Genomic DNA, 21,532 nt, shown 5'->3' on the forward strand with positions numbered 1-21,532 from the left:
GGCCCCACTCGGGGGCCGCTTGTGTGATTATCTACTCAGCAACACCGAAGCGCAGATGAGGGTCGCTTTGCCTAACTCAGGCTTTGCGACTGCGACGGGCAATGCCAAACGCACCGAGACCAGCCAGCAAGAGTGGCATGCCTGCAGGCAGTGGAATCTGGCTTGCACCAAGATTAACTGCGATGTCTTGAACGGTTGCCCAATCTCCATCCTGACCATCAAACCAGTCATAGCCAAGGAAGGTCACATTGCCGTTTCCGAAACCAAAGGTGAAGACGGTCGAGAAAGCGCCGGTTTCATATACAGAAGTTGCGCCGCCAAGCGAGGCCAGATTTGCGCCATCGACAGCGTCCAAACTGGTCAAGGTCGCAGGGCCTGCGCCAAATTCTGTTAGAAGACCTGTCGCCGTAATGCTGGAATCCGGTACAAATTGTGTGCCCGTGAGGCTGGTTCCAAAGACATCATTGATGAAGGTAAGGCCCTGACCGAAAACGCCAGTCGTCACAAGGTTGCCACCTGCAGTGACAAAATCTGCAATCGCTGTAAGGGTTGAGGCTGACAGGTTGTCTGAAACGCCGTCGACTTCCAGTTCTGGAATGACCACTGCATCAGCTCCAGCCAAAGCGGCTGCCCAGGCAGCATCTCCCGTGCCGGAAAAGGCGTTCACGGTATTGCCGGTGGCGGTCAAATCTGCACTCTGGTTAGCGACTTCTCCGCCGACATCCCCATGAGATGGGTCTGAAAATAAGCTAACAGTTGCGGCTTGCGCCGAGCCAGTAATCGCCATGGCAACCACGGCACTGGCCAATAATGATTTGTAATACATAAAATTCTCCAAAATCTAAACCTGCCACACCATAGCAGCGGGTTTTCCATATGTCACTATTTCAGATCCTTTTGTGTCGCAATTACGCCTTGAAAAGAACATGAAATTCCATCCGGATAATCTGTGTTTAACTGCGGTGTCTAATTGCTCGGTGTGACCGCAAAGAATGTGGTACTAAAGTGGAAATGAGATTCAAAAATTAACTAAGCCATTATGATTATGTGTAAATTATAAATGAATTTAGAAATCCCCCAAGAGGTGATGTTTAAGCTTTGCGGCTAAAAATTAGAGAGATCTGGCGCTGCTTTATCGAATACACAGCACACATTAGGTGAAATTTGAAAACGGATTGTTGTCAGAAATGAGGCAATCATGTGTCTGCGTTCCGGTGCAATCATGTGATTCTGGTGTGCGGTATAATGTCCGTTTCATTGCAAGCCCGACAGCTTTTACATGCAGATAAACCCCCGCATCTTATATTCGAAAGCGCTGAGGCGCAGATGTGTTCTGCGCCTCAGTTAAGTGTTATGTAACTCGTTGTTTTTATCCGGTGGTGAAATCGGGATAGGCTTCCATTCCCAGCTCCGACATGTCCAACCCATCGATTTCGGTTTGCTCATCAACTCGCAGGCCAAAGACAGACTTCAGCGTCAACCACACCAAAGTCGAGGTGACAGTGACAAAGGCGCCGATAATGACAATTGCAGTTAATTGCGTCATCAGGTTGGCGTCACTATTGCTGAGCACGACCGCCAGTGTGCCCCAAATCCCAGCGCACAGATGAACTGGAATTGCACCGACCACATCGTCGATTTGTAGGCGGTCCAACAGTGGGACGGTAAAGACAACGATTGCGCCACCGATACCGCCGATCAGCGTGGCAAGTGGCAAGGAGGGCGCCAACGGCTCTGCCGTGATCGCAACCAGTCCAGCCAGCGCGCCGTTCAGGATCATGGTCAGATCAGGCTTTTTGTACATGACTTGCGTCAGGACCAGCGTTGTAAGTGCACCCGAGGCGGCAGCCGTGTTGGTGTTGACAAAGATCCGGCTGATGTCGGCGACATTGCCCGCACTGTCCATGTAAAGCTGCGAGCCGCCGTTAAAGCCGAACCAACCAAGCCACAAAATTAGGGTACCTAGTGTAGCAAGCGCAAGGTTCGATCCCGGAAAGGCAGTGATCCGACCCTTTTTATATTTGCCCAGCCGCGGCCCCAGAATGATTGCACCAGTGAGGGCCGCCCAGCCGCCAACGGAATGCACGATGGTCGATCCGGCGAAATCCTGAAAACCCATGCCATCAAGAAAACCGCCGCCCCATTTCCAGCTGGCCTGGATCGGGTAGATCAGCGCGGTTAGTACAACGACAAAGGCGAGGAAAGGCCACAGTTTGATCCGCTCGGCCAGGGCCCCTGACACGATCGAAGCAGTGGTGGCGCAGAACATCAACTGAAAGAAGAAATCAGACCCAACCGAGGCGTAGCTGAGGTCAGGTTCGGCCCGAGCCAATCCGACGGGCTCCATTTCAGCCACGGCAAATGCACCAATAATGCCATCTATGGTCCAGCCATCACCCGGATACATCAAATTGTAACCGATAACGTAGTAAAAGACCGACGCCAGCGAGACGAGCGCCATGTTTTTGGTCAGTTGCATGGTGACGTTCTTGCTGCGCACCAGCCCGGCTTCCAGCATGGCAAAGCCGGCGGCCATGAAGAACACCAAAAAGCCGGAAATCAGAAACATGAACGTGGTAAAGATGAAACCGATTTCGGTGTTTTGGGCGATAAGAGGGGTGTCTTGGGCTTGGGCGTGGACTGGTAAAGTCATAAGCGTCAAGCTCAATAGGGATAAGGTTCGGGCCTTCATTGTTAGGGTCTCCTTGCGTCGGGTCCGCATGTTTGCAGGTGCAGCAAAACCGTTGAGAGGGGTCAGAGACAGGAATTCGATAGGATCTGGTGAAAAACTAAGCCAATTTTGCGCATGAAATACACGCTTTGGGCTGGTTGCCTAAAATGAAGGCAGTATAAAAACATCAACGCCTCATAAAGAAGGGTCAACTTTCTGGTGGCGGCAGTGTAAAGTAAATCAACAACAGGTCCCGGGCAGGACGAGCATGAGTAACTCAGGTCGAAAAACACCCCGTCTTGTGGCGGACAAGCGTACAACGGCGTCGAAAAAGGCGACGAAAAAGAAGCCTGCGAAAAAGAAAAAGGCAGCGCCTAAGCGGAAAACCCGTGCAAAGCGTAAACCTATTACCGGCGGCAACATGGTGACACGGTTCTTCCGACGCATATTTCGCTGGGTGTTTGGGCTGATCTGGGCAGTGACTTGGAGAGTTACGGCTGTGGTTACGCTTGTCGTTGGAATCGCGGTGGCGCTGACGTATGTCACCCTAGAGGACGTTGACACTTTATTGGATGGGCGCGCGCGGGGATCTGTAACCCTGATGGATCGTCATGGAGAGGTCTTTGCATGGCGCGGCGATCAGTTTGGCGGTGTTATCACCGCGCAAAACGTCAGCCGCCATCTGAAAAACGCAGTTGTCGCGACCGAGGACCGGCGTTTTAAATATCACATTGGGGTCGATCCGATCGGGATCGCCAGCGCCGTTAGGATCAACCTGCGCGAAGGCCGCGGGCCGTTGCAGGGGCACGGTGGTTCAACGCTGACACAACAGACTGCCAAGTTGTTGTGCTTTGGGAATGAATATGACGAGGCTGAGTGGGACTCTGAGGCGGATTACAATGCTGATTGTCGCCGCGGGTCGCTGACACGTAAGGCCAAAGAGGCGATCTACGCCATGGCGATGGAGGTGAAATACTCCAAAGATGAAATTCTGTCGATCTATCTGAATCGGGCATATCTTGGCGGAGGGGCGTTTGGGGCTGAAGCAGCCGCACAACGGTATTTCGGCAAAGGTGCCGCGCAACTGAACATTGGAGAAAGCGCGATGCTGGCCGGGCTATTGACCGCGCCTTCGACAAACGCCCCGACCAACAATCTGGAGCGATCACAAAATCGAGCCTCGGTTGTGGTCGGCCTGATGCGTGATCAGGGATATATTTCTGCAACAGATGCTGCGACCGCAATCGCCAGCCCAGCGGTGCTCAGTGATGCCGCCGAGGCTCAAGCAGGGGGCTATTTTGCCGATTGGGTCATGGCGACCGCACCGCAGTATTTCACCCGCGACACGACTGAAGATGTCGTGATCCGCACCACTTTGGATCCACGCCTGCAAAAGGCTGCGGAAGAGGCGTTAAAAACTGTATTCGAAACCAAAGTACGCGAAGGTTCCAAGGCGCAGGCCGCAATTGTCATTATGTCCGCCGACGGCGCGGTGCGCGCCATGGTGGGCGGGCGCAAAAGCAAGGTCTCAGGCGCTTTCAATCGGGCGACACAGGCCAAGCGTCAAACAGGATCGGCCTTCAAGCCGTTTGTCTATGCCACCGCGCTTGAACTGGGTGAACGGTTTGACACAATTGTCGTGGATGAACCTTACTGTCTGAATATTCCGGGCTCTGGCAAATGGTGCCCCAAAAACTACAACCGAAAGTTCGCCGGTCCCGTGACCCTGACTTATGCCTTGCAGCACTCATTGAACATTCCAGCGGTGAAGGTGGCCGAACGATCCGGCCTTGATCTGGTGCGTCGTGTCGCCAGCGACTTCGGTATCGAAAGCGATCTGGCCGCAGGTCCGGCGCTGGCCTTGGGTGCATCCGAAAGCACATTGGTCGAGATGTCCGGGGCCTATGCCGGGATCCTGAATGGCGGCTCTTCCGTGACACCTTACGGCTTGGTTGATCTGCGCCTGCAGGGCGATGATGAGCCGCTGATGACCACCGAAGGTGGGATTGGCGAGCGGGTCATCCGTCAGGCCGCCGCGCAAGAGCTGATGTATATGATGAACAAGGTTGTCACCAGCGGCACGGGCAAACGGGCAAATCTTCCTGATCGTCAGGCAGCTGGTAAAACCGGCACAACGCAATCCGCGCGCGATGCATGGTTCCTGGGCTTCACCGCGGATTATGTCGCCGGCGTGTGGATGGGGAACGATGACAATAAACCACTGTCAGGGGTCACTGGCGGCGGCCTGCCTGCCGAGATTTGGCGCGAAACTATGGTCCGCGTGCACGAAGGCCTGCCCGCGCGCCCGCTACCAATGGTGGCACCCAAACCAAGCCGGAAAGCGGCGCAGCCCACTCAGCCACGGACCCAAAAACAGAAAAACCGGCGCAAAAAACGCGACAGCATAATCGAAAACGTAATCCGGGATATTTTTGGGCAATAATAGGTCCAGGCCAATTGGCCAGATGCTTGATGTGTATATCGTCAGTATCGGCGTGGCCGTGTTTCTTAACCGTTGAGTGTTGTGAAACTTGTGCAACGCGATCTCAACAGTGGAATACGTACTCGTACATATTGAAATCCGTTACGGACGGCAGTGCTGAATGATAGGTCGCGCTGGGGCAAACTTCCTGAGCTTGTTCAATCATCCTCTTTGTGGGAGTTGCGGTTTGGCCATGCTTTTTGTCTGCAAGAATAGTTACTTGTCCACCGCCAACTTTGTAAATCGTCCCCGGAGTGTCTTCAGACACGGGCGCGCATGCCAACAGTAATGACAGTAATAGCGACACAGAAATTGTTCTCATGAAAGATCCGTTCTGGGTGAAAAGGGGCCGATATTGACGTGATATCATTAATTCCAAGGTCCATGCCAGCCTCGGGTGCACAGAAAAACCGAAGCGTCGAATTTATCTCGTATCGCAGGCCAACAGAGTTTTGCGCATGATCATAAAAAACGCCCGGAGAATATCCGGGCGTCATGACATTCGTATGGCTTGCGTTAGCCTGCTTTTTTCAGGTCGGCGATCATCTTGTCGATGTTGCCTTTATTTTTATCCAGTAACGATCCAATTTCAGTACGCTCTGTCAGGCGCAGGCTGATGCCTTCGATGACCATATCGAAAAACAAATCTTTGCCCGAACGGTCCGAAACCAGAAAATTGACGTTAAACGGTGCAGAGCCGCGCAGATAAACCAGTGATTTCACTTCCTGCCAGGATTTGACCTTGCGGGTGCCTTTGACCTCGATCCGGCCGCCAACGAATTCGTTGAACCGTTTACCGTATTTGCGGGCAATGTAGCCTTGAAAGGCTTTGGTGAAATTGCGCATCTGAGATTTGCTTGCGGTTTTTGCCGCAGGGCCAAGGGCAGAACGCGCGATAATGTTCACATCTGCATAGCGGCTGAAAATCCGCTCAAAGTCCTTGATCATCGAATTCAAAGACTTGCCAGAGGCGATAACTTTGTTGATTTCGCCAACAACCTTGTTGACCAGCGCCTCGGCCTGAGCATCGGTCAACGCCAATGCTGGAAGCGGCAGGCTTGCCACGGCTGCGGCCATTGCGGTGCCAATTACAGCACGGCGGGAAAGTTCGCTATTCATTGGTGTCCTCACTAACTTCACTATCACTATATGGGTCGCCATACGGATCACCGCTAGGGGAGCCATATGGATCATCATAAGGATCAAGATAGGCACCCTCACCTTCTTGTCCTAATGTGTATTGGCGATTTTGTAGATAAAGTGACCGACTTGCTGCGTAACTATCTGCACTTTCGTACAAAATTGAATCGATCGCATCCGCATATCGACCGCGCCGTGCGACATTGGCCGACAACGCGGCCCCCGTACCATAAAGATTGTTGGGATAAGCCAGCAAATAGGTGATCGGGTTGGTGAAAATGTCTACAATCATTCCGGCGGTATCTCGCTCGGTTGAGGGGCCGAGGAAAGGCAGTTCAACATAAGCGCCTTGTTTTACGCCCCAGACGTGTAAGGTTTCGCCAAAATTGGTATTGGTTGGCTGTGCCATGTTCAGTTCGGTTGCAGGGTCGAAAAAGCCAGCAAGTCCCACCGTTGAATTCACCAAGAAGCGGCCCGTGTCCTGAAATGCGCCACGCATGTTGAGCTGCAGTATGTTGTTCACAATATCGCTTGGGATTGCGAGGTTGAAGGCAAATCGACCAATTGCAGTTTCTGGATCATCCGGCAAGAAATCGCTATATCCCTTGCCAGCAGGCCGATACAAATTCCGGTCGACGCTTTTGTTAAAGGCGTGGATTTGCCGGTTGCGTTCCTCATAAGGATCAAAGGGCGCACCAGCGACGTGGTCAGCACCGGGGCTTGCGCATGCGGTTAGCAGCGAAACGCTGATCAGGGCCAGGGCGGCGCATGCGCGCTCTTGCAAAAAAGTAGATATATTCATGATCAGATAACAACCACGGTTAGAGTGTTCAGGCCGCTACATAAACGATTAGGCGAAATATCACAGCTTTAATTCTTGTCACTATATATTGATGTGATGCCGGGGTCACAATAGTGACCAGAGAATCCATTTGTAATTTATTGTAATGCGCAGGCCTTCATCGGTATCCGGGCCGACAAAATCTGTATTTGTGTTCGTTTTGCGATTTTCTTTGTTTGGCGGATTGGATAGCGTCCAGCTGAATTTGAACTCTGGAGGGTTGAGAAATGGGAACGTTCGAAACAAAACTGGCTGAAATGGGTGTTACTCTGCCGGATGCACCGGCACCTGCCGCGAATTATGTGCCTTATATGCAGGTCGGTGATATCGTTTATGTATCGGGCCAGATCTCAAAAGGTGACGATGGTCTGATTGTAGGAAAAATGGGCGATGACATGAGCACTGAGGCCGGTGCTGAGGCGGCAAAGGTTTGTGCGATCGCCCTGTTGGCGCAAGTCAAGGCTGCTTGTGGTGGCGATCTTGACCGTTTGGTGCAAGTGATCAAGTTGACTGGTTTTGTGAATTCGACAGCTGATTACACTGATCAGCCTCAGGTCGTGAATGGGGCCTCAAACTTCATCGGCGAAGCACTGGGAGATGTTGGCAAGCATTCGCGTTCAGCTGTTTCCGCGGCCTCTTTGCCATTTGGTGTTGCCGTTGAAATCGAAGGTATTTTCCAGATCAAATGATGCCACTGCCAGAGGCATTCCGCCAGATACCGATCGCCCATCGGGCCTTGCACGACAAGGTGGATGGGCGACCTGAAAATTCGCGCGCAGCGATCCAAGCCGCCATAAATGCGGGCTATGGGATCGAGATCGATCTGCAAATGTCCAGTGATGGGCAGGCCATGGTTTTTCATGACTATGATCTGTCTCGATTGACTGGTGAAAAAGGCAAAGTTCAACAGCTTAGCGCAGCGGAGCTGGGTTGCGTCATCCTGAGTGGCAGCGATGAGGGCGTACCCGGCTTTGCCGAAATTCTGGACCTTGTGGCTGGGCAGGTTCCCTTGCTGGTGGAACTCAAAGATCAACACGGCAAGATGGGCGAAACCGACGGCGTGCTGGAACAGGCTGTTGCCCGTGATCTGGCTGGATACGATGGCCCCGTGGCCCTGATGTCCTTCAACCCGCATCCTGTTGCCCGGTTGGCGGAGCTGTTGCCAGAGGTGCCACGCGGTTTGGTGACCAGTGGTTACCGCATGGTGGATGAGCCGCATCTATCAGCCAAAACACGCCGCCATTTACGCGACATCCCGGATTATGATCGATGCAAGGCTTCTTTCATCTCGCACCAATGGTCTGATCTGGCTCGTTCGCGTGTGGCCGAGCTGAAGTCCGCGGGTGCTACGGTGTTGTGTTGGACAGTGAAATCCGCAAAGGATGAGGCCAAGGCACGTGAGATTGCGGACAACGTGACCTTTGAGAAATATCTCGCACAGCATCCTGACTAAGAAACGCAGAATGGGGCAGGGGGCCGCGTGAGCGAAGACGAGATCATCATAACCCGCCACGGAACGCTCGCCTCAATCGGACAAGAAGATTGGGACGCTTGCGCCTGCCCCGAGGCGCAAGAGGGTTCACGCCCCGCAGATCCTTTTACTACCTATCGCTTTCTCAAGGCGCTGGAGGACAGTGGGTCGGTCGGCCCCGGCACTGGTTGGGAAGCTCATTACCTGACAGCTGAACAAAACGGCCAGGTGATCGCCTGCGCCCCGCTTTATGCAAAGGGTCACAGTCAGGGCGAGTATATCTTTGATCATAACTGGGCCCATGCCTGGGAACGGGCTGGAGGGCGGTATTACCCCAAGCTCCAGATTGCTGTGCCGTTCACCCCGGTCACCGGACGACGGTTTTTAACCCGCCCGGGGTGCGAACAAGCCGGTCAACAGGCGCTGGCGCAGGGGGCGATCCAGCTGACCCGGCAAAATGGCTTGTCATCTCTGCACGCCACGTTTTGCGATGCTGATGAATGGCACGCAGGGCCTGATCTGGGCTTGATGCAACGAACGTCGCAGCAATTTCATTGGATCAACGAGGGCTACAGCAGCTTTGATGATTTTCTAGGGTCTCTGAGTTCACGTAAGCGCAAAAATATCCGTAAAGAACGTGCCACTGCCAACGATTTCGGCGGCGAGATTGTCACGTTGACGGGGGATGGGATCAAACCCCATCATTGGGATGCGATCTGGGAATTCTATCAGGACACTGGGGCTCGCAAATGGGGACAGCCTTATTTGACGCGGGCGTTCTTTGATATCGCGCATGACACGCTGCGCGATGACATTTTACTGGTGCTTGCGCTGCGCGATGATCAACCCGTTGCCGGGGCGATGAACCTGATTGGGCGATCAGCACTTTATGGCCGGTATTGGGGCTGTGTTGAGCATCACGCCTGCCTGCATTTTGAATTGTGCTATTATAGGGCGATGGACTTTGCGATTTCCCATCGCCTGCAACGTATTGAGGCCGGTGCACAGGGGGAACACAAACTGGCACGCGGATATTTGCCAGTGAATACCTATAGCCTGCACTGGGTGGCGGATGACGGGTTTGCTGAGGCGATACAAAGCTATCTGCTGGCCGAACGCGACGCAGTGGAACAGGATATTGAGATCATGACGGAATATGGACCGTTCCGGAAACCAAATGTGGAGGACCACGAGTGACCGAGAAATTAAGCGATACCGCCCGGAAAACCACGTTAACACCATTGCAAGAGACGGGTTGGTCTGTTGTCGAAGGACGCGACGCGATCAAGAAGGAATTCAAATTCAAAAGCTTTATTGAGGCTTTTGGTTTTATGACCCGCGCCGCGATCTGGGCCGAGAAATGGAACCACCATCCAGAATGGTTCAATGTATACAATCGGGTCGAGGTGGTGCTGACCACACATGAGGTTGATGGACTTAGTGCGCTTGACGTTAAACTGGCACGCAAAATGGACAGCCTAACAGAGTGATGATCTAAACTGGTTTGGCTTCGGGCTTGGGCTTCGGTTTGAGCACCTCAAGCGGTTTTCTTACCGTTTCGCGCAATCCGGGTCCGGATGGCGCCTGAACCCGCTTGCTGGCCTGTACGATCAATACGCCGCCCGAGACGACAACAGACAGTTTTCCACCAAACGTTTCCCACATCCCAGCAGTTTTGAGCCAAAACCCTTTGTTTGACGGTGGTTGATAGAGGGCCGTGGCGTGGCGTTCAGGCAGGAAACTATGTTCTTTGAGTTGTGCCTCCAGTTGAGATTGCGAATAGGGGCGACCAAAGCCAAATGGCGTCTTGTCTGAGCGCGACCACAGCCCCGCCCGGTTGGGCACCACAAACAAGGCCGAGCCACCCGGACCTAGAACGCGCCAGCACTCTTCAAGCAGGGCGGTGGGGTTTTCTGAGGTTTCCAACCCATGCATGATCAAAAGCTTGTCCAGGCGCCCGGTTTCAATCGGCCAAAGCGTTTCTTCGCACAGAACCGAGATATTTGGCCCATCTGAGGGCCAGCCGATCACCCCTTGAGGTGCAGGCATCAATGCAATCACCCGGCGGGCATCGGCCAGATAGGGCCGTAGAAAAGGCACTGCAAACCCGTATCCAGCAACGGTTTGACCCTTTGATTCGGGCCACAATTTTGCCAGCTCTGCGCGCACAGTTTTTTGCACCGCCCGGCCAAGCGGGCTGCGGTAATAGAAGTTTCTCAAATCCTGCACATCAAGATGCATTGCGGTCCGGCCTGTGATCGGTCAGTCTTCACCTTAACAGTAACCATAAAATGGGGAAACATCATGGCCTTACAAATCGAAACGATTCCCTGCCTGTCTGACAATTATGCCTTTTTGGCTCATGATGCCGAGACCGGACAAACCGCTGTTATTGACGTGCCTGAGGCCGCCCCGATTCTCGCCGCATTGGAACGCACAGGCTGGACGTTAAGTCATGTTTTTCTGACTCATCACCATTATGACCACGTCGATGGCCTTACCGAACTTCTGGCTGCTGCTCCAGCCACTGTGATTGGTGCCGCAGCAGATGCACATCGTTTGCCGCCGCTTGATGTGGCTGTAGGCGAGGGCGATTCTGTTGCGGTCGGATCACAAACGGGTCATGTCTTGGATGTTTCTGGGCATACGGTTGGGCACATCGCCATCCATTTTCCAGAAAGCTCAGTAGCGTTCACTGCTGATAGCCTCATGGCGCTGGGCTGCGGCCGCGTCTTTGAGGGCACGATGCCTCAAATGTGGGAAAGTTTACAAAAGCTTGCGGCATTACCACAGGATACTGTCATTTACTCTGGTCATGAGTACACTCAATCCAATGCGCGCTTTGCCCTAAGTGTGGATCCAGAGAACGAAGCGCTTCAGAAGCGGGCGGCTGAGATTGACGCGGCACGCGCTGAAAACCGCCCGACCGTGCCATCAACTTTGGCTGAAGAACTGGCAACAAATCCGTTCTTGCGCGCCGGGAATTCCATCCTCCAAGCCCAACTTGGGATGGAGGGTGTGGATGCTGAGACAACTTTTGCGGAAATTCGGCAGCGAAAAGACCGCTTTTGATAAACAAAATCACTTTATTCCGCACACTGTTGGGGAATTTGAACGAATTTGAACAGAAAAGCCTTGAAGCTGCGGCTATATCGACCAAACTTTAAGACATGAGGCCTAAGGTTGGGCACATAAGTACCATAACGTCCCGACCCAGATCAGAAGGAGCCCCAGACGTGCCTTCATTTTCGAACACACTGGAACAGGCAATCCATTCAGCACTGGCATTGGCCAATGCACGCCAGCATGAATTTGCGACGCTGGAGCATTTGCTTTTGGCATTGATTGATGAACCTGATGCATCGCACGTGCTTAAGGCATGTAGCGTTGACACCGACGAATTGCGCAAGACTTTGGTTGAATTCATTGATGAAGATCTGGTCAATCTCGTGACAGACATTGATGGATCCGAAGCCGTGCCCACCGCCGCGTTCCAGCGGGTGATTCAACGCGCAGCCATTCATGTGCAGTCTTCTGGGCGGAGCGAGGTTACCGGTGCAAATGTACTGGTGGCGATCTTTGCAGAGCGCGAATCAAATGCTGCGTATTTCCTGCAAGAACAGGAAATGACCCGATATGACGCGGTGAATTTTATTGCCCACGGCGTGGCCAAAGACCCGGCCTTTGGCGAGGCGCGCCCGGTGCAGGGCGCAAGCGATGAAGAAAACGCTGGGCAGACAGCACAAGAGAGTGATGCAGTCGAGGCTGGCGAATCTGCCTTATCAAAGTACTGCGTTGACCTGAACGAGAAGTCGCGCAGTGGCGACATCGACCCGTTGATCGGCCGCGATGCCGAAGTTGAGCGTTGCATTCAAGTGCTGTGCCGCCGCCGCAAAAATAACCCTCTGTTGGTCGGCGACCCCGGCGTTGGGAAAACCGCTATCGCCGAAGGTTTGGCGCATAAAATTGTCCAGGGCGAAATTCCTGAAGTTCTGTCAAAAACTACGATTTTCTCATTGGACCTGGGGGCATTGCTGGCAGGAACCCGCTATCGCGGTGACTTTGAGGAACGGCTGAAGGCGGTTGTGACTGAGTTGGAAAATCATCCTGACGCAGTGTTGTTCATTGATGAAATTCACACTGTTATCGGTGCGGGCGCAACATCGGGCGGGGCTATGGATGCCTCGAACCTGCTGAAACCTGCGTTGCAAGGTGGCAAACTGCGGTGCATGGGATCGACAACCTTCAAGGAATTCCGCCAGCACTTTGAGAAAGACCGCGCCCTGTCGCGCCGTTTCCAAAAGATCGATGTGGCAGAGCCGACCGTTGAAGATGCGGTGAAGATTCTCAAAGGTCTCAAGCCCTACTTTGAAGAACACCACAGCGTTAAATATACCAACGATGCGATCAAGTCTGCGGTGGACCTGTCGGCGCGTTATATCAATGACCGTAAACTGCCCGACAAGGCAATCGACGTGATTGACGAGGCTGGCGCGGCACAGCACTTGCTGGCGGCATCCAAACGGCGCAAATCGATCGGTACCAAAGAGATTGAGGATGTGGTCGCAAAAATCGCCCGCATTCCGCCCAAAAATGTCTCTAAAGACGATGCCGAGGTGCTTAAGGATCTTGAGAAATCCCTCAAACGGGTGGTCTTTGGTCAGGACAAGGCAATCGTGGCCCTGTCATCGGCGATCAAATTGTCACGTGCGGGTCTGCGCGAGCCGGAAAAACCCATCGGTAACTACCTGTTCGCCGGCCCAACCGGTGTCGGTAAAACTGAGGTGGCCAAGCAATTGGCCGACACGCTTGGCGTGGAACTCTTGCGGTTCGACATGTCGGAATACATGGAGAAACATGCGGTGTCCCGTCTGATCGGTGCGCCCCCCGGTTATGTTGGGTTTGATCAAGGTGGTCTGTTGACGGATGGCGTCGATCAACACCCGCACTGTGTGCTATTGCTCGATGAAATCGAAAAGGCACACCCGGATGTGTTCAATATTCTGCTGCAGGTGATGGATCACGGCAGCTTGACCGATCACAACGGCCGGACGGTCAATTTCCGTAATGTGATCTTGATCATGACCTCGAATGCGGGCGCATCCGAGCAGGCCAAATCGGCAATCGGTTTTGGCCGTGATCGACGCGAGGGCGAGGACACAGCAGCGATTGAACGCACGTTCACACCTGAATTCCGTAATCGTCTGGACGCAGTGATTTCGTTTGCCCCACTGCCAAAAGATGTGATTTTGCAGGTGGTTGAAAAGTTTGTGCTTCAGCTTGAAGCGCAGCTGATGGACCGCAATGTCACGATTGAGCTGACCAACCCAGCGGCAGAGTGGCTGGCGGACAAGGGCTATGATGACCGGATGGGTGCTCGACCACTGGGCCGCGTCATTCAGGAGCACATCAAAAAGCCGCTGGCTGAGGAATTGCTGTTTGGTAAGCTTGCCAAAGGTGGTATCGTCAAAGTCGGGGTCAAAGACGGCAAGATTGACTTACGCCTCGAAGGCCCGGTGCAACCCCGGATCTCCGGTAAAAAACCACCGCTGCTGACAGCGGAATGAAGCGACATATCCTGTGGTGCGGGACTTTGATCGATGTGCTTGCTGCACCGGTTCTGGCCGAAGCGCCGACACTTGTTTTGCCCCTGGACTGTGTCTTGGGGCAAAACTGTTATATAGAAGATTATGTCGATGCTGACCCCAGCGAGGACCAGCGGGATTATACCTGTGGGCTAAAAAGCCGTGACGGCCACCATGGAACCGATATCGGTTTGTTGTCTTTTGAGGCGATGCAGGAAGGGGTCGATGTTTTGGCCGCTGCACCCGGCGTTGTGAGCGCTGTACGCGATGGGGTTGCGGATGTCGCGTTTACTCCGGAAAATTTGGATCAGATCAAGGGGCAAGAGTGCGGAAATGGCATCCGAATTGATCACGGAGATGGTTGGAAAACCTTGTACTGCCATATGCGAAAAGGGTCGCTTTTGGTCCAAGGCGGCGACGTGGTACAGGCCGGACAGCCGGTTGGTCAGGTAGGTTTAAGCGGCCTGACGAATTTCCCACATGTGCACTTTTCGGTTACGAAAGATGATGAAGAGATCGATCCGTTTGCTCCGCAACAGACACAAGAGTGCGGCCAAAACGAAGATCAAGACCTGTGGTCGGAAACCCCATCATATCATCGTGCAGGGCTTTTTACCGCAGGGTTTTCAACTGCTATACCCACATTGAATGATGTTAGCACAGGCGCGGCCCGTGTGGCGCACGGCCAGCCCGACCTGCCTTTGGTTCTATACGGTCACGCCTTTTACGCTGAGTCAGGAGACGTTTTAAGCTTGTTTGCGACAGGACCTGACGGCGAGATTTTTAGGAAAGCGATCATCCTTGATGACCCGCAGATTCATCTGTTTCGCGCCTTTGGCCGCAAAAGTCCCGCAGGAGGGTGGCCAGTTGGCAGCTACCACGGAACGGCCCTACTCGAACGTAAGGGACAGGTGCTGGCAGTACGTCACAGTGTGATATCAGTTTCGGATTAAACCTCTATTTGCCCGTAAACTTCAGTTCAATCCGCCGGTTTTGCGCGCGGGCGCCTGCCGTATCAGCGGGGTCCACAGGTTGAAATTCACCAAATCCATTAGCTGACAGACGTTCAGGCGGAAACCCGAAGGCCCCAATCATATAACGGACAACCGACAAGGCCCGCGCCTGACTAAGCTCCCAGTTATCAGAAATTTTACCACGGCTGGACAGTGGGATGTCGTCGGTATGACCATCAACCTGTAAAACCCAGTCGATCTCGGCGGGAATGTCGCTCACTACACGCGCCAGTATGCCTGCCACCTTGGCCAGCTCGGCCTGTCCAGCAGAGGACAATTGCGCTTGGCCCGGTGCGAACAAAACTTCCGATGAAAACACAAACCGGTCACCGACAACGCGCACGCCTTCCTGTGTGCCCAACACTTCGCGTAAGCGACCAAAGAATTCAGAACGGTATTTCTCCAGATCCTGCTTTTCCGCCTCCAGCCGTATACGTTCGGCCTCTTCCAACTCCCGGCGGCGGCGCTCTTCAGCGGCGACCTGAGCCAATGCTGAGTTCAGGTCTCGCCCCAGCGATTGCAATTGAATGTCGCTGGTCGCGGCCTTGACATTGGCATCGTCCAACAACGCTTGCATACTGGACAATTGTTGCCGCAATGCCGCAACCTGCTGGTTCAGCAAGATCTGCTGTTTTTGGGCCTCAATGGCCATTTCTTCCTGCTCGCTCAGGCGTTTTTTGGTAATCTCCAGCAACGCAGCTTGCTGGTCTTGGTCCGAGTTGCGCAGGGTTTCAGCTTCTTCTTTGGCGGCTTCTGCCGCGGCCAACAATAGCAGCGTCTCCTCCGCCTGTTTGCGCTGTTCTTCCAGCGCCAGCGTCATCACCGTCAGCTCTGCATCCGCGTTCTTGAGCTTATCACGCAAAGCCTCTGCCGCCGCAGCTTCGGCCAGACTGTCACTCAGTTTCGAATCTGTTTCCGATTTATCGCGCTCCAGATCTGCAATCAACGCCTCCAGCGCTTCGCGTTTCGCCGCCGCCAGCCGCGCGACTTCGGCATTGGCATCCACTTCGTCACGCAAATCAGCAAGGGCCAAGTTCAGAGCCTCCTGTTCTGAAACCAGCGCGGCGCGCTCCCCTTCCAAATCCGCAATCCGGTTTTGAGCGGAATCGCGTTGCGCCAAAAGGCCAGCAACCTGTTCTTCAAAACTGGCAATGCGATTTTCCGCAGACTCCAATGCGCGCTGCTGTGCGCCAATCAGGTTTTCCTGTTGTTGTTGTTTGTCACGGGCGTCTGACAATGTCGCGGTCAACGCACCTACACGTTCTTCCAACGATTTGCTGCGATCACGCTCCAGCCCAAGCGCCTGTGCCAGCGCTGAAACCTCGCCAGACAGCTCGTCCAACTGATCTTCTTGCCCACTGATGGTCTCTCGCAGCACAAACTGCACCACCATGAAAATTGTCAACACGAACATTAAGACCAGCAACAGCCCGGTCATCGCATCGACGAATCCGGGCCAGATTGCAGCCTGAAATCGCTGTCCGGTTCGCCGTGACAGCGCCATGGCTTACTCCCCCCGTCCGCGGCCGGGGCCGTTCTGGTGTAAAACTCGCGACAAGGCTGCCAGATCGGTACGGATCTCGGTCATTGTTTCCTGACGGCCGGCGCTGATTTCTTCCAAAATACGTAGCATCTGCACATCGATCGAACGCAGGCGCATCCGGCTTTCCGCATCCAATCCGGCTTCAACAGTGTTGTCTTTAGGTTGGGTTTCCAGATGGTTGATCAGCCGCTCTTGCCCCTCGGCCACCCGCATCAGCGCAGAGTTGGTCGGATTGCTTTCGCCCAGCCGGTGCGTCAATCGCTCGACCGAATCCGACAAAGCACCAAGTTTTTCATCAACCGTTGCACGGCTCAGGTCCGTTTCTGCCAACGTCATCAACAGCGTGTCCATCTGGCCCATCATCTGTTCCAGTGCTGCGACGGCAACGTCAGGCTCGCCCGAGCCATCACTGTCGCCCCCCGCAAAACCAACCCGGGTGATGGTTGACATCCAATCTTCCAGCTCGCGGTAAAACCGGTTTTGTCCGTGTCCTGCAAACAATTCCAGCAACCCGACAACCAATGACCCGGCAAGCCCCAAAAGCGACGAGGCAAAGGCTACGCCCATGCCACCCAGCTGTGCCTCAAGCCCTGTCATCAGGCGATTGAACACCTCGACACCGCCTTCACCCTCTTGCGGGGCAAGGCTGCGGATGGTGTCGACAACAGCAGGTACGGTTGTCGCTAGGCCGTAAAACGTTCCCAAAAGTCCAAGAAAGATTAACATGCTGACGATGTAACGGGTGATTTCACGGGCTTCATCGATACGCTGGGCCACCGAATCCAAAATGGACCGGGCCGAGGTTGATGCAATCTGCATACGCGCCCCACGTTGGCGCAGCAATGTGGCTAGAGCCGCCAACAATTGCGGTGCTTTGACAAATTCATGTCCGGGATGTTGCGCGGCAAAGCCTTCGATCCAGCGCACAGATCCGATCAGTTGTAGCACCTGCCAAAAGCAGGCAATGACCCCGATGGCAAAGACAAACAGGATGAATCCGTTCAGGTAAGGGTTCGCCTCAAATATCGGCAACACCCTTGGAAGCGCCAGAAAGGCACCTAATCCTGTTAGGCCCAGAACGATCAACATCAGCATGATTTGACGGACTGGGTGCGAAAACTGCGGCTCGACCTCGCGGTCCGGCTGGCCCATCTGGACACCTCCCGGCACTGGTTCTTTTGCGGGCAGGTTACGCCGCGCGCGTTTCAATGCCAAGGGTTTATGCGCGGATGCTTTGCACCCTGTTTGAAAGCCACTCCAGCTCTGAATCCTTAATGCCCAATTCGATCAGGTGAGAGGCCGTATTATAAAGGTATTCGGTGTTCGGGCCGCGCCCGCCAACGGCATGGGCAATAATCTGCGCCTGCTCTTCCAGTTCCAGATGACAATACTGAACGTGATCGGGATCAATCACATAGGTGACAGCTGTAACCGTACGACCATCAGCAAGGTCAATCTCTAGGTCCTTTTCAAGATAAGCAGATGAAACCAGTTCGCGTTCGCGTAGCTCTGCCAGAACGCGGGCTTCCTCTTCTGGTTTGACGGCAAATGCGACACCACGACATTGGGCAGTGTCCTCGGCATCCAGCGCCAGAACCAGACCGGGGTTCTCGTCGGTTCCACGGTGGTGGATGCTGCGCATACAGAAACTGCGGTGATAGCCGGGCAGGGTGGCAATGACCCGCTCTTGCGGCTCAAACCCCGGATTCCATACCAAAGATCCATATCCGAAAACCCACATTGTCATTTTGCTGTTCCTCGCGCATTTGTGGCCTATAAACACCATCGCATCCCCGCAGAAAAGGGCCTCTGATATGCGTACGCTACTTAGTTTGATCGTTTTGAGCTCTATCGTATGGGCCAGCTACTGGTTCGTTGGCTCGTCCAGCCTGCAAACCGGGGTGGAACAATGGTTCGATGATCGCCGCGGCGAAGGTTGGCTAGCAGAATACAACACAAATGAGGTGCAAGGCTTCCCAAACCGTTTTGACAGCCATTTCAGAAATATATACCTCGCCGATCCTGGCACCGGCTGGGCTTGGACTGCACCTGAATTTCAAATCAATGCACTCAGCTATAACCCCGGTCACCTGATCGCGGTCTGGCCGGACCAACAGCAGCTGGCCACGCCGATCGACAAATACCAAGTTGTCAGCGAAGACATGCGTGCCAGCATCGTCGCCGAAAACGTGGCCAACTTGACCCTGAACCGGGCGACCATCACCGCCACCGAACTGGATGTCACCGACAGCAAGGGGCATACCGCTGCGCTGACCTCATTTGTTCTAGCTGCGGAACGGGAGCCAGAAGCCGAGGATGCAACGTATCGTTTGGGCCTACAGATCGATGACTTTAAGCCCTCCCTGCCGTGGAAAAAACTGATCGACCCCAAGGGCGCTTTACCTGACAGCCTTGATGCCATCAGCGCAGATTTGACCGTGTCCTTTGATGAATTGTGGAGCATGGAAGCCATCAACACTGCCCGCCCGCAGCCACGTAACATTCACATTCGCCTGGCCGAGGCACGCTGGGGCCGGCTTTTGCTGCAATTGGCGGGTGAGGTCAGTGTTGATTCCACTGGATATCCCACCGGTGAAATCACCGTCAAAGCCCGCAATTGGAAAGAAATCCTCGAACTGACAATCGCCTCTGGCGCAGTGCCCGAAGGGCTTGGCGGTAGCCTTAAGGATGGCTTGTCGCTCTTGTCGACACTGGCTGGCAATCCCGAAACCTTGGATATTCCACTGACCTTTGAATACGGCAAAGTGAAATTCGGCCCTGTGCCTCTGGGCCCCGCGCCTGTTATCAAGCTGCGTTAAAGCGCGCGCATCCAGAATTGCAGATCGTGATCTGTTTCTTTTGGCTGACCAATGTCTTTCCAGCGAAAGGATGCCACAGCGCTCTCAACCGGACTGTAGCCTCGCTTACTCCAGAAGGCATCCAACGGGCGATAATTTTCAGGGCGAAGCGGATGATCCTGTGGCCGTTGTACGCTGCAAAAGGCCGAATATTTTCGGCCTAAACTACGGGCATGCGCCTCACGCGCATCAAAAAACGCATGGCCCAACCCTTGCCCCCGATATTCAGGCAACAGCACGCTTTCAGCGCAATAAAAGATGTCGCTCAAATCCAAGCCGGTCTGGGCAAAGGCCGCTGCAAAATCCTCTGCGTGATCCTCCATCGGTGTACCGGTCGAGGCCCCGATCAAACGATCCCCGTCAAAGGCCCCCACCAAAATTGCATTTTTACTGTCACGGTAGGTTTGCAGATATTTTTCTTCATAGGCGGCATCACCATCATACAAATACGGCCAACTGCGAAATACTGTGATCCGCAGCTGCGCCACATCCGGCAGGGCGTCGGCCAGCGCGGAACCAGTCAGGCGCTCAACCCGGATCATGAAACCTGACGGGTCCAGTCTGCAAGATTGTAATAGGTCACAACGCGGGTGATCTTGCCATCTGCAAGACTAAAGAAAGACCCGGCAGGCAAGCGGTAGGTTTGACCCTTCGCCTCGGGCAAACCTTCATCGGTCGCCAGATAGGTTCCATTGACGACAAACTCGGCAGATGCACGGGTGCCACCTTCCGCATCAAAAATTACCATATCGGTCAGGTTCTCGCGGTAGCTGCGGTTCATATGCTCGCAAAAGGCCAGGAATTTTTCTTTGCCTTCCCGAACTTGGCCCTCGTTGACATGATGCGCCACGTTGTCGCTCAGGCAATCCAGCATGCCGTCAACATCGCCACGATTAAAGGCATCAAAATAGCGTTGTACTGTTGGGTTCATATTGGGTCTCCCCAGGTTTCGATGAGCTTCGCAATAATCTGATCGCGGGCCTGCCTATATGCATTGAGCTTGGCCTCACGGTTTTCGCCCAATCCAGTGGGGTCCATGATTGGCCAGTACACGACATCAAGATGAAACAGACGGGTCAATTCCTGCGCACGGCGCTGACTGGCGGGGCTCAGTGAGACAACCAAATCGAATGAAGACAGATCATCACCCCATTCTTCCATCTCGTCAAAGCTGCGGGTGCGGTGGCGCGACAGTTCCACGCCGATTTCTTCACATACAGCGATGGAAAATCCATCGATCTCAAGGTCGCTTTTCACACCGGCAGATTGCACATAGGTATCTGTGCCGTAGAATTTTTTCATGATACCTTCGGCCATGGGCGAACGGGCCGAATTGTGGTCACAGCAAAACAGGACCGACTGAGGAAGCTCTGGCGCCATCGCGGTTTAGCCTCCGAAGTGCAGGACGCAGATCAACGTGAACAACCGGCGCGCGGTGTCATTGTCGATCTCGGCCTTGCCGTCCAGACGTTCCTCAAGCACGCGGGCACCCTCATTATGGATGCCACGTCGCGCCATATCGATTGTTTCGATCTGGCTGGGGGGCATATTTTTGACCGCGTCGAAATAGCTTTCGCAGATCGCCCAGTAATCTTTGACCACCTGGCGGAACGGTGACAGCGACAGATGGAATTCTGCTGCCGGCTCTTCACCTTCGGTTTTGATGTCAAACACCAGACGTTTTTCACGAATGGAAAGGCCAACATGATAGGGGCCATCAGGAATGACACGATCATCCCGCTTGGGCAGGGCAAAGGTGTTATCCTCGATCAGGTCAAACATTGCGACTTTGCGCTCTTGTTCGATTTCAGGCGTGGGCGGCGGCAGATTTGCGTCGTCCAGCGCGATATGGCTGATGCGGCTCATGGCGGTCTTCCTGTGTGAGTCGCCTCTGCTTAGCGCAGCGCGCGTTTTGGGGCAATCTTACC

The 21,532-nt window shown here is 54.0% G+C and carries 21 protein-coding genes; 9 read left to right on the plus strand and 12 right to left on the minus strand.

Annotation, left to right across the window (positions count from 1 at the left end):
* Window positions 1-76 precede the first annotated feature (76 nt).
* On the minus strand, window positions 77-826 hold the full coding sequence (locus D9A02_RS06855; protein WP_120500232.1) for a VPLPA-CTERM sorting domain-containing protein: 750 nt from the start codon (window positions 824-826) through the stop codon (window positions 77-79).
* A gap of 543 nt (window positions 827-1,369) precedes the next feature.
* Complete coding sequence (locus tag D9A02_RS06860) at window positions 1,370-2,692, minus strand: ammonium transporter (protein WP_120500233.1); 1,323 nt, start codon at window positions 2,690-2,692, stop codon at window positions 1,370-1,372.
* Between the two features lie 247 nt (window positions 2,693-2,939).
* Between D9A02_RS06860 and D9A02_RS06865 the strand changes: the two genes are divergently transcribed.
* Window positions 2,940-5,114 carry a transglycosylase domain-containing protein gene (locus tag D9A02_RS06865; RefSeq protein WP_120500234.1) on the plus strand — a complete coding sequence of 725 codons (2,175 nt, stop codon included), beginning with the start codon at window positions 2,940-2,942 and terminating at the stop codon, window positions 5,112-5,114.
* A gap of 555 nt (window positions 5,115-5,669) precedes the next feature.
* On the opposite strand, the gene D9A02_RS06875 is transcribed toward D9A02_RS06865, so the two are convergent.
* On the minus strand, window positions 5,670-6,272 hold the full coding sequence (locus D9A02_RS06875; RefSeq protein WP_120500236.1) for a phospholipid-binding protein MlaC: 603 nt from the start codon (window positions 6,270-6,272) through the stop codon (window positions 5,670-5,672).
* A complete protein-coding gene (locus D9A02_RS06880) occupies window positions 6,265-7,095 on the minus strand; it encodes a VacJ family lipoprotein (protein WP_120500237.1) in 831 nt (276 codons plus the stop codon). Before D9A02_RS06880 ends, D9A02_RS06875 begins: the two co-directional genes overlap by 8 nt.
* Window positions 7,096-7,361: 266 nt before the next feature.
* On the opposite strand from D9A02_RS06880, the gene D9A02_RS06885 reads away from it, so the two are divergent.
* Genes D9A02_RS06885 through D9A02_RS06900 form a run of 4 tightly spaced genes read left to right on the plus strand, consistent with a single transcriptional unit; the run spans window position 7,362 to window position 10,095 of the window.
* Window positions 7,362-7,823 (plus strand): RidA family protein, encoded by a 462-nt coding sequence (locus tag D9A02_RS06885; RefSeq protein WP_120500238.1) that lies wholly within the window; start codon window positions 7,362-7,364, stop codon window positions 7,821-7,823.
* The gene (locus D9A02_RS06890; protein ID WP_120500239.1) at window positions 7,820-8,587 is read left to right on the plus strand and encodes a glycerophosphodiester phosphodiesterase family protein; all 768 of its coding nucleotides are present in this window, start codon (window positions 7,820-7,822) and stop codon (window positions 8,585-8,587) included. Before D9A02_RS06885 ends, D9A02_RS06890 begins: the two co-directional genes overlap by 4 nt.
* A gap of 27 nt (window positions 8,588-8,614) precedes the next feature.
* Window positions 8,615-9,802 carry a GNAT family N-acetyltransferase gene (locus D9A02_RS06895; RefSeq protein WP_120500240.1) on the plus strand — a complete coding sequence of 396 codons (1,188 nt, stop codon included), beginning with the start codon at window positions 8,615-8,617 and terminating at the stop codon, window positions 9,800-9,802.
* Entirely contained in the window at window positions 9,799-10,095 is a 297-nt protein-coding gene (locus tag D9A02_RS06900; protein WP_120500241.1) for a 4a-hydroxytetrahydrobiopterin dehydratase, read from the plus strand. Before D9A02_RS06895 ends, D9A02_RS06900 begins: the two co-directional genes overlap by 4 nt.
* Before the next feature lie 4 nt (window positions 10,096-10,099).
* Here the strand turns inward: D9A02_RS06900 and D9A02_RS06905 are convergent, their stop codons facing one another.
* The gene (locus D9A02_RS06905) at window positions 10,100-10,846 is read right to left on the minus strand and encodes a class I SAM-dependent methyltransferase (protein ID WP_120500242.1); all 747 of its coding nucleotides are present in this window, start codon (window positions 10,844-10,846) and stop codon (window positions 10,100-10,102) included.
* 63 nt (window positions 10,847-10,909) lie between these two features.
* On the opposite strand from D9A02_RS06905, the gene gloB reads away from it, so the two are divergent.
* The 3 genes from gloB (at window position 10,910) to D9A02_RS06920 (ending at window position 15,143) form a co-directional block, all read left to right on the plus strand.
* A complete protein-coding gene (gene gloB, locus D9A02_RS06910) occupies window positions 10,910-11,677 on the plus strand; it encodes a hydroxyacylglutathione hydrolase (protein ID WP_120500243.1) in 768 nt (255 codons plus the stop codon).
* A gap of 164 nt (window positions 11,678-11,841) precedes the next feature.
* Window positions 11,842-14,172 (plus strand): ATP-dependent Clp protease ATP-binding subunit ClpA, encoded by a 2,331-nt coding sequence (clpA, locus tag D9A02_RS06915; RefSeq protein ID WP_120500244.1) that lies wholly within the window; start codon window positions 11,842-11,844, stop codon window positions 14,170-14,172.
* Window positions 14,169-15,143 (plus strand): M23 family metallopeptidase, encoded by a 975-nt coding sequence (locus tag D9A02_RS06920; protein WP_120500245.1) that lies wholly within the window; start codon window positions 14,169-14,171, stop codon window positions 15,141-15,143. Before clpA ends, D9A02_RS06920 begins: the two co-directional genes overlap by 4 nt.
* Before the next feature lie 4 nt (window positions 15,144-15,147).
* Here the strand turns inward: D9A02_RS06920 and D9A02_RS06925 are convergent, their stop codons facing one another.
* From D9A02_RS06925 to D9A02_RS06935, 3 genes are all read right to left on the minus strand, one after another.
* The gene (locus tag D9A02_RS06925; protein WP_120500246.1) at window positions 15,148-16,707 is read right to left on the minus strand and encodes a peptidoglycan -binding protein; all 1,560 of its coding nucleotides are present in this window, start codon (window positions 16,705-16,707) and stop codon (window positions 15,148-15,150) included.
* 3 nt (window positions 16,708-16,710) lie between these two features.
* Entirely contained in the window at window positions 16,711-17,898 is a 1,188-nt protein-coding gene (locus D9A02_RS06930) for a biopolymer transporter ExbB (RefSeq protein ID WP_120500247.1), read from the minus strand.
* Window positions 17,899-17,965: 67 nt separating this feature from the next.
* Window positions 17,966-18,493, minus strand: a complete 528-nt coding sequence (locus D9A02_RS06935) for a gamma-glutamylcyclotransferase (RefSeq protein ID WP_120500248.1) — start codon at window positions 18,491-18,493, stop codon at window positions 17,966-17,968.
* A gap of 67 nt (window positions 18,494-18,560) precedes the next feature.
* Here D9A02_RS06935 and D9A02_RS06940 point away from each other — a divergent pair, with 67 nt between their 5' ends.
* Window positions 18,561-19,565: a DUF2125 domain-containing protein gene (locus D9A02_RS06940; RefSeq protein WP_120500249.1), complete on the plus strand. Its 1,005-nt coding sequence runs from the start codon at window positions 18,561-18,563 to the stop codon at window positions 19,563-19,565.
* On the opposite strand, the gene D9A02_RS06945 is transcribed toward D9A02_RS06940, so the two are convergent.
* Genes D9A02_RS06945 through D9A02_RS06960 form a run of 4 tightly spaced genes read right to left on the minus strand, consistent with a single transcriptional unit; the run spans window position 19,562 to window position 21,470 of the window.
* Window positions 19,562-20,146, minus strand: coding sequence for a GNAT family N-acetyltransferase (locus D9A02_RS06945; RefSeq protein WP_120500250.1), 585 nt, complete (start codon window positions 20,144-20,146; stop codon window positions 19,562-19,564). The genes D9A02_RS06940 and D9A02_RS06945 overlap by 4 nt on opposite strands.
* On the minus strand, window positions 20,143-20,535 hold the full coding sequence (locus tag D9A02_RS06950; protein ID WP_120500251.1) for a ketosteroid isomerase-related protein: 393 nt from the start codon (window positions 20,533-20,535) through the stop codon (window positions 20,143-20,145). The genes D9A02_RS06945 and D9A02_RS06950 overlap by 4 nt, the downstream gene beginning before the upstream one ends.
* Window positions 20,532-20,984 (minus strand): low molecular weight phosphatase family protein, encoded by a 453-nt coding sequence (locus D9A02_RS06955; protein WP_120500252.1) that lies wholly within the window; start codon window positions 20,982-20,984, stop codon window positions 20,532-20,534. Before D9A02_RS06955 ends, D9A02_RS06950 begins: the two co-directional genes overlap by 4 nt.
* Window positions 20,985-20,990: 6 nt before the next feature.
* A complete protein-coding gene (locus D9A02_RS06960; RefSeq protein ID WP_120500253.1) occupies window positions 20,991-21,470 on the minus strand; it encodes a UPF0262 family protein in 480 nt (159 codons plus the stop codon).
* Window positions 21,471-21,532: the final 62 nt, after the last annotated feature.

Source organism: Roseovarius sp. EL26 (genome assembly GCF_900327775.1).
GTDB lineage: Bacteria > Pseudomonadota > Alphaproteobacteria > Rhodobacterales > Rhodobacteraceae > Roseovarius.

What these genes read in the sequence shown, in the direction of transcription:
- D9A02_RS06855 (WP_120500232.1), bottom strand. Translation starts at nt 826, where the DNA reads ATGTATTACAAATCATTATTGGCCAGTGCCGTGGTTGCCATGGCGATT.
- D9A02_RS06860 (WP_120500233.1), bottom strand. Translation starts at nt 2,692, where the DNA reads ATGAAGGCCCGAACCTTATCCCTATTGAGCTTGACGCTTATGACTTTA.
- D9A02_RS06865 (WP_120500234.1), top strand. Translation starts at nt 2,940, where the DNA reads ATGAGTAACTCAGGTCGAAAAACACCCCGTCTTGTGGCGGACAAGCGT.
- D9A02_RS06875 (WP_120500236.1), bottom strand. Translation starts at nt 6,272, where the DNA reads ATGAATAGCGAACTTTCCCGCCGTGCTGTAATTGGCACCGCAATGGCC.
- D9A02_RS06880 (WP_120500237.1), bottom strand. Translation starts at nt 7,095, where the DNA reads ATGAATATATCTACTTTTTTGCAAGAGCGCGCATGCGCCGCCCTGGCC.
- D9A02_RS06885 (WP_120500238.1), top strand. Translation starts at nt 7,362, where the DNA reads ATGGGAACGTTCGAAACAAAACTGGCTGAAATGGGTGTTACTCTGCCG.
- D9A02_RS06890 (WP_120500239.1), top strand. Translation starts at nt 7,820, where the DNA reads ATGATGCCACTGCCAGAGGCATTCCGCCAGATACCGATCGCCCATCGG.
- D9A02_RS06905 (WP_120500242.1), bottom strand. Translation starts at nt 10,846, where the DNA reads ATGCATCTTGATGTGCAGGATTTGAGAAACTTCTATTACCGCAGCCCG.
- gloB (WP_120500243.1), top strand. Translation starts at nt 10,910, where the DNA reads ATGGCCTTACAAATCGAAACGATTCCCTGCCTGTCTGACAATTATGCC.
- D9A02_RS06920 (WP_120500245.1), top strand. Translation starts at nt 14,169, where the DNA reads ATGAAGCGACATATCCTGTGGTGCGGGACTTTGATCGATGTGCTTGCT.
- D9A02_RS06925 (WP_120500246.1), bottom strand. Translation starts at nt 16,707, where the DNA reads ATGGCGCTGTCACGGCGAACCGGACAGCGATTTCAGGCTGCAATCTGG.
- D9A02_RS06930 (WP_120500247.1), bottom strand. Translation starts at nt 17,898, where the DNA reads ATGGGCCAGCCGGACCGCGAGGTCGAGCCGCAGTTTTCGCACCCAGTC.
- D9A02_RS06935 (WP_120500248.1), bottom strand. Translation starts at nt 18,493, where the DNA reads ATGACAATGTGGGTTTTCGGATATGGATCTTTGGTATGGAATCCGGGG.
- D9A02_RS06940 (WP_120500249.1), top strand. Translation starts at nt 18,561, where the DNA reads ATGCGTACGCTACTTAGTTTGATCGTTTTGAGCTCTATCGTATGGGCC.
- D9A02_RS06945 (WP_120500250.1), bottom strand. Translation starts at nt 20,146, where the DNA reads ATGATCCGGGTTGAGCGCCTGACTGGTTCCGCGCTGGCCGACGCCCTG.
- D9A02_RS06950 (WP_120500251.1), bottom strand. Translation starts at nt 20,535, where the DNA reads ATGAACCCAACAGTACAACGCTATTTTGATGCCTTTAATCGTGGCGAT.
- D9A02_RS06955 (WP_120500252.1), bottom strand. Translation starts at nt 20,984, where the DNA reads ATGGCGCCAGAGCTTCCTCAGTCGGTCCTGTTTTGCTGTGACCACAAT.
- D9A02_RS06960 (WP_120500253.1), bottom strand. Translation starts at nt 21,470, where the DNA reads ATGAGCCGCATCAGCCATATCGCGCTGGACGACGCAAATCTGCCGCCG.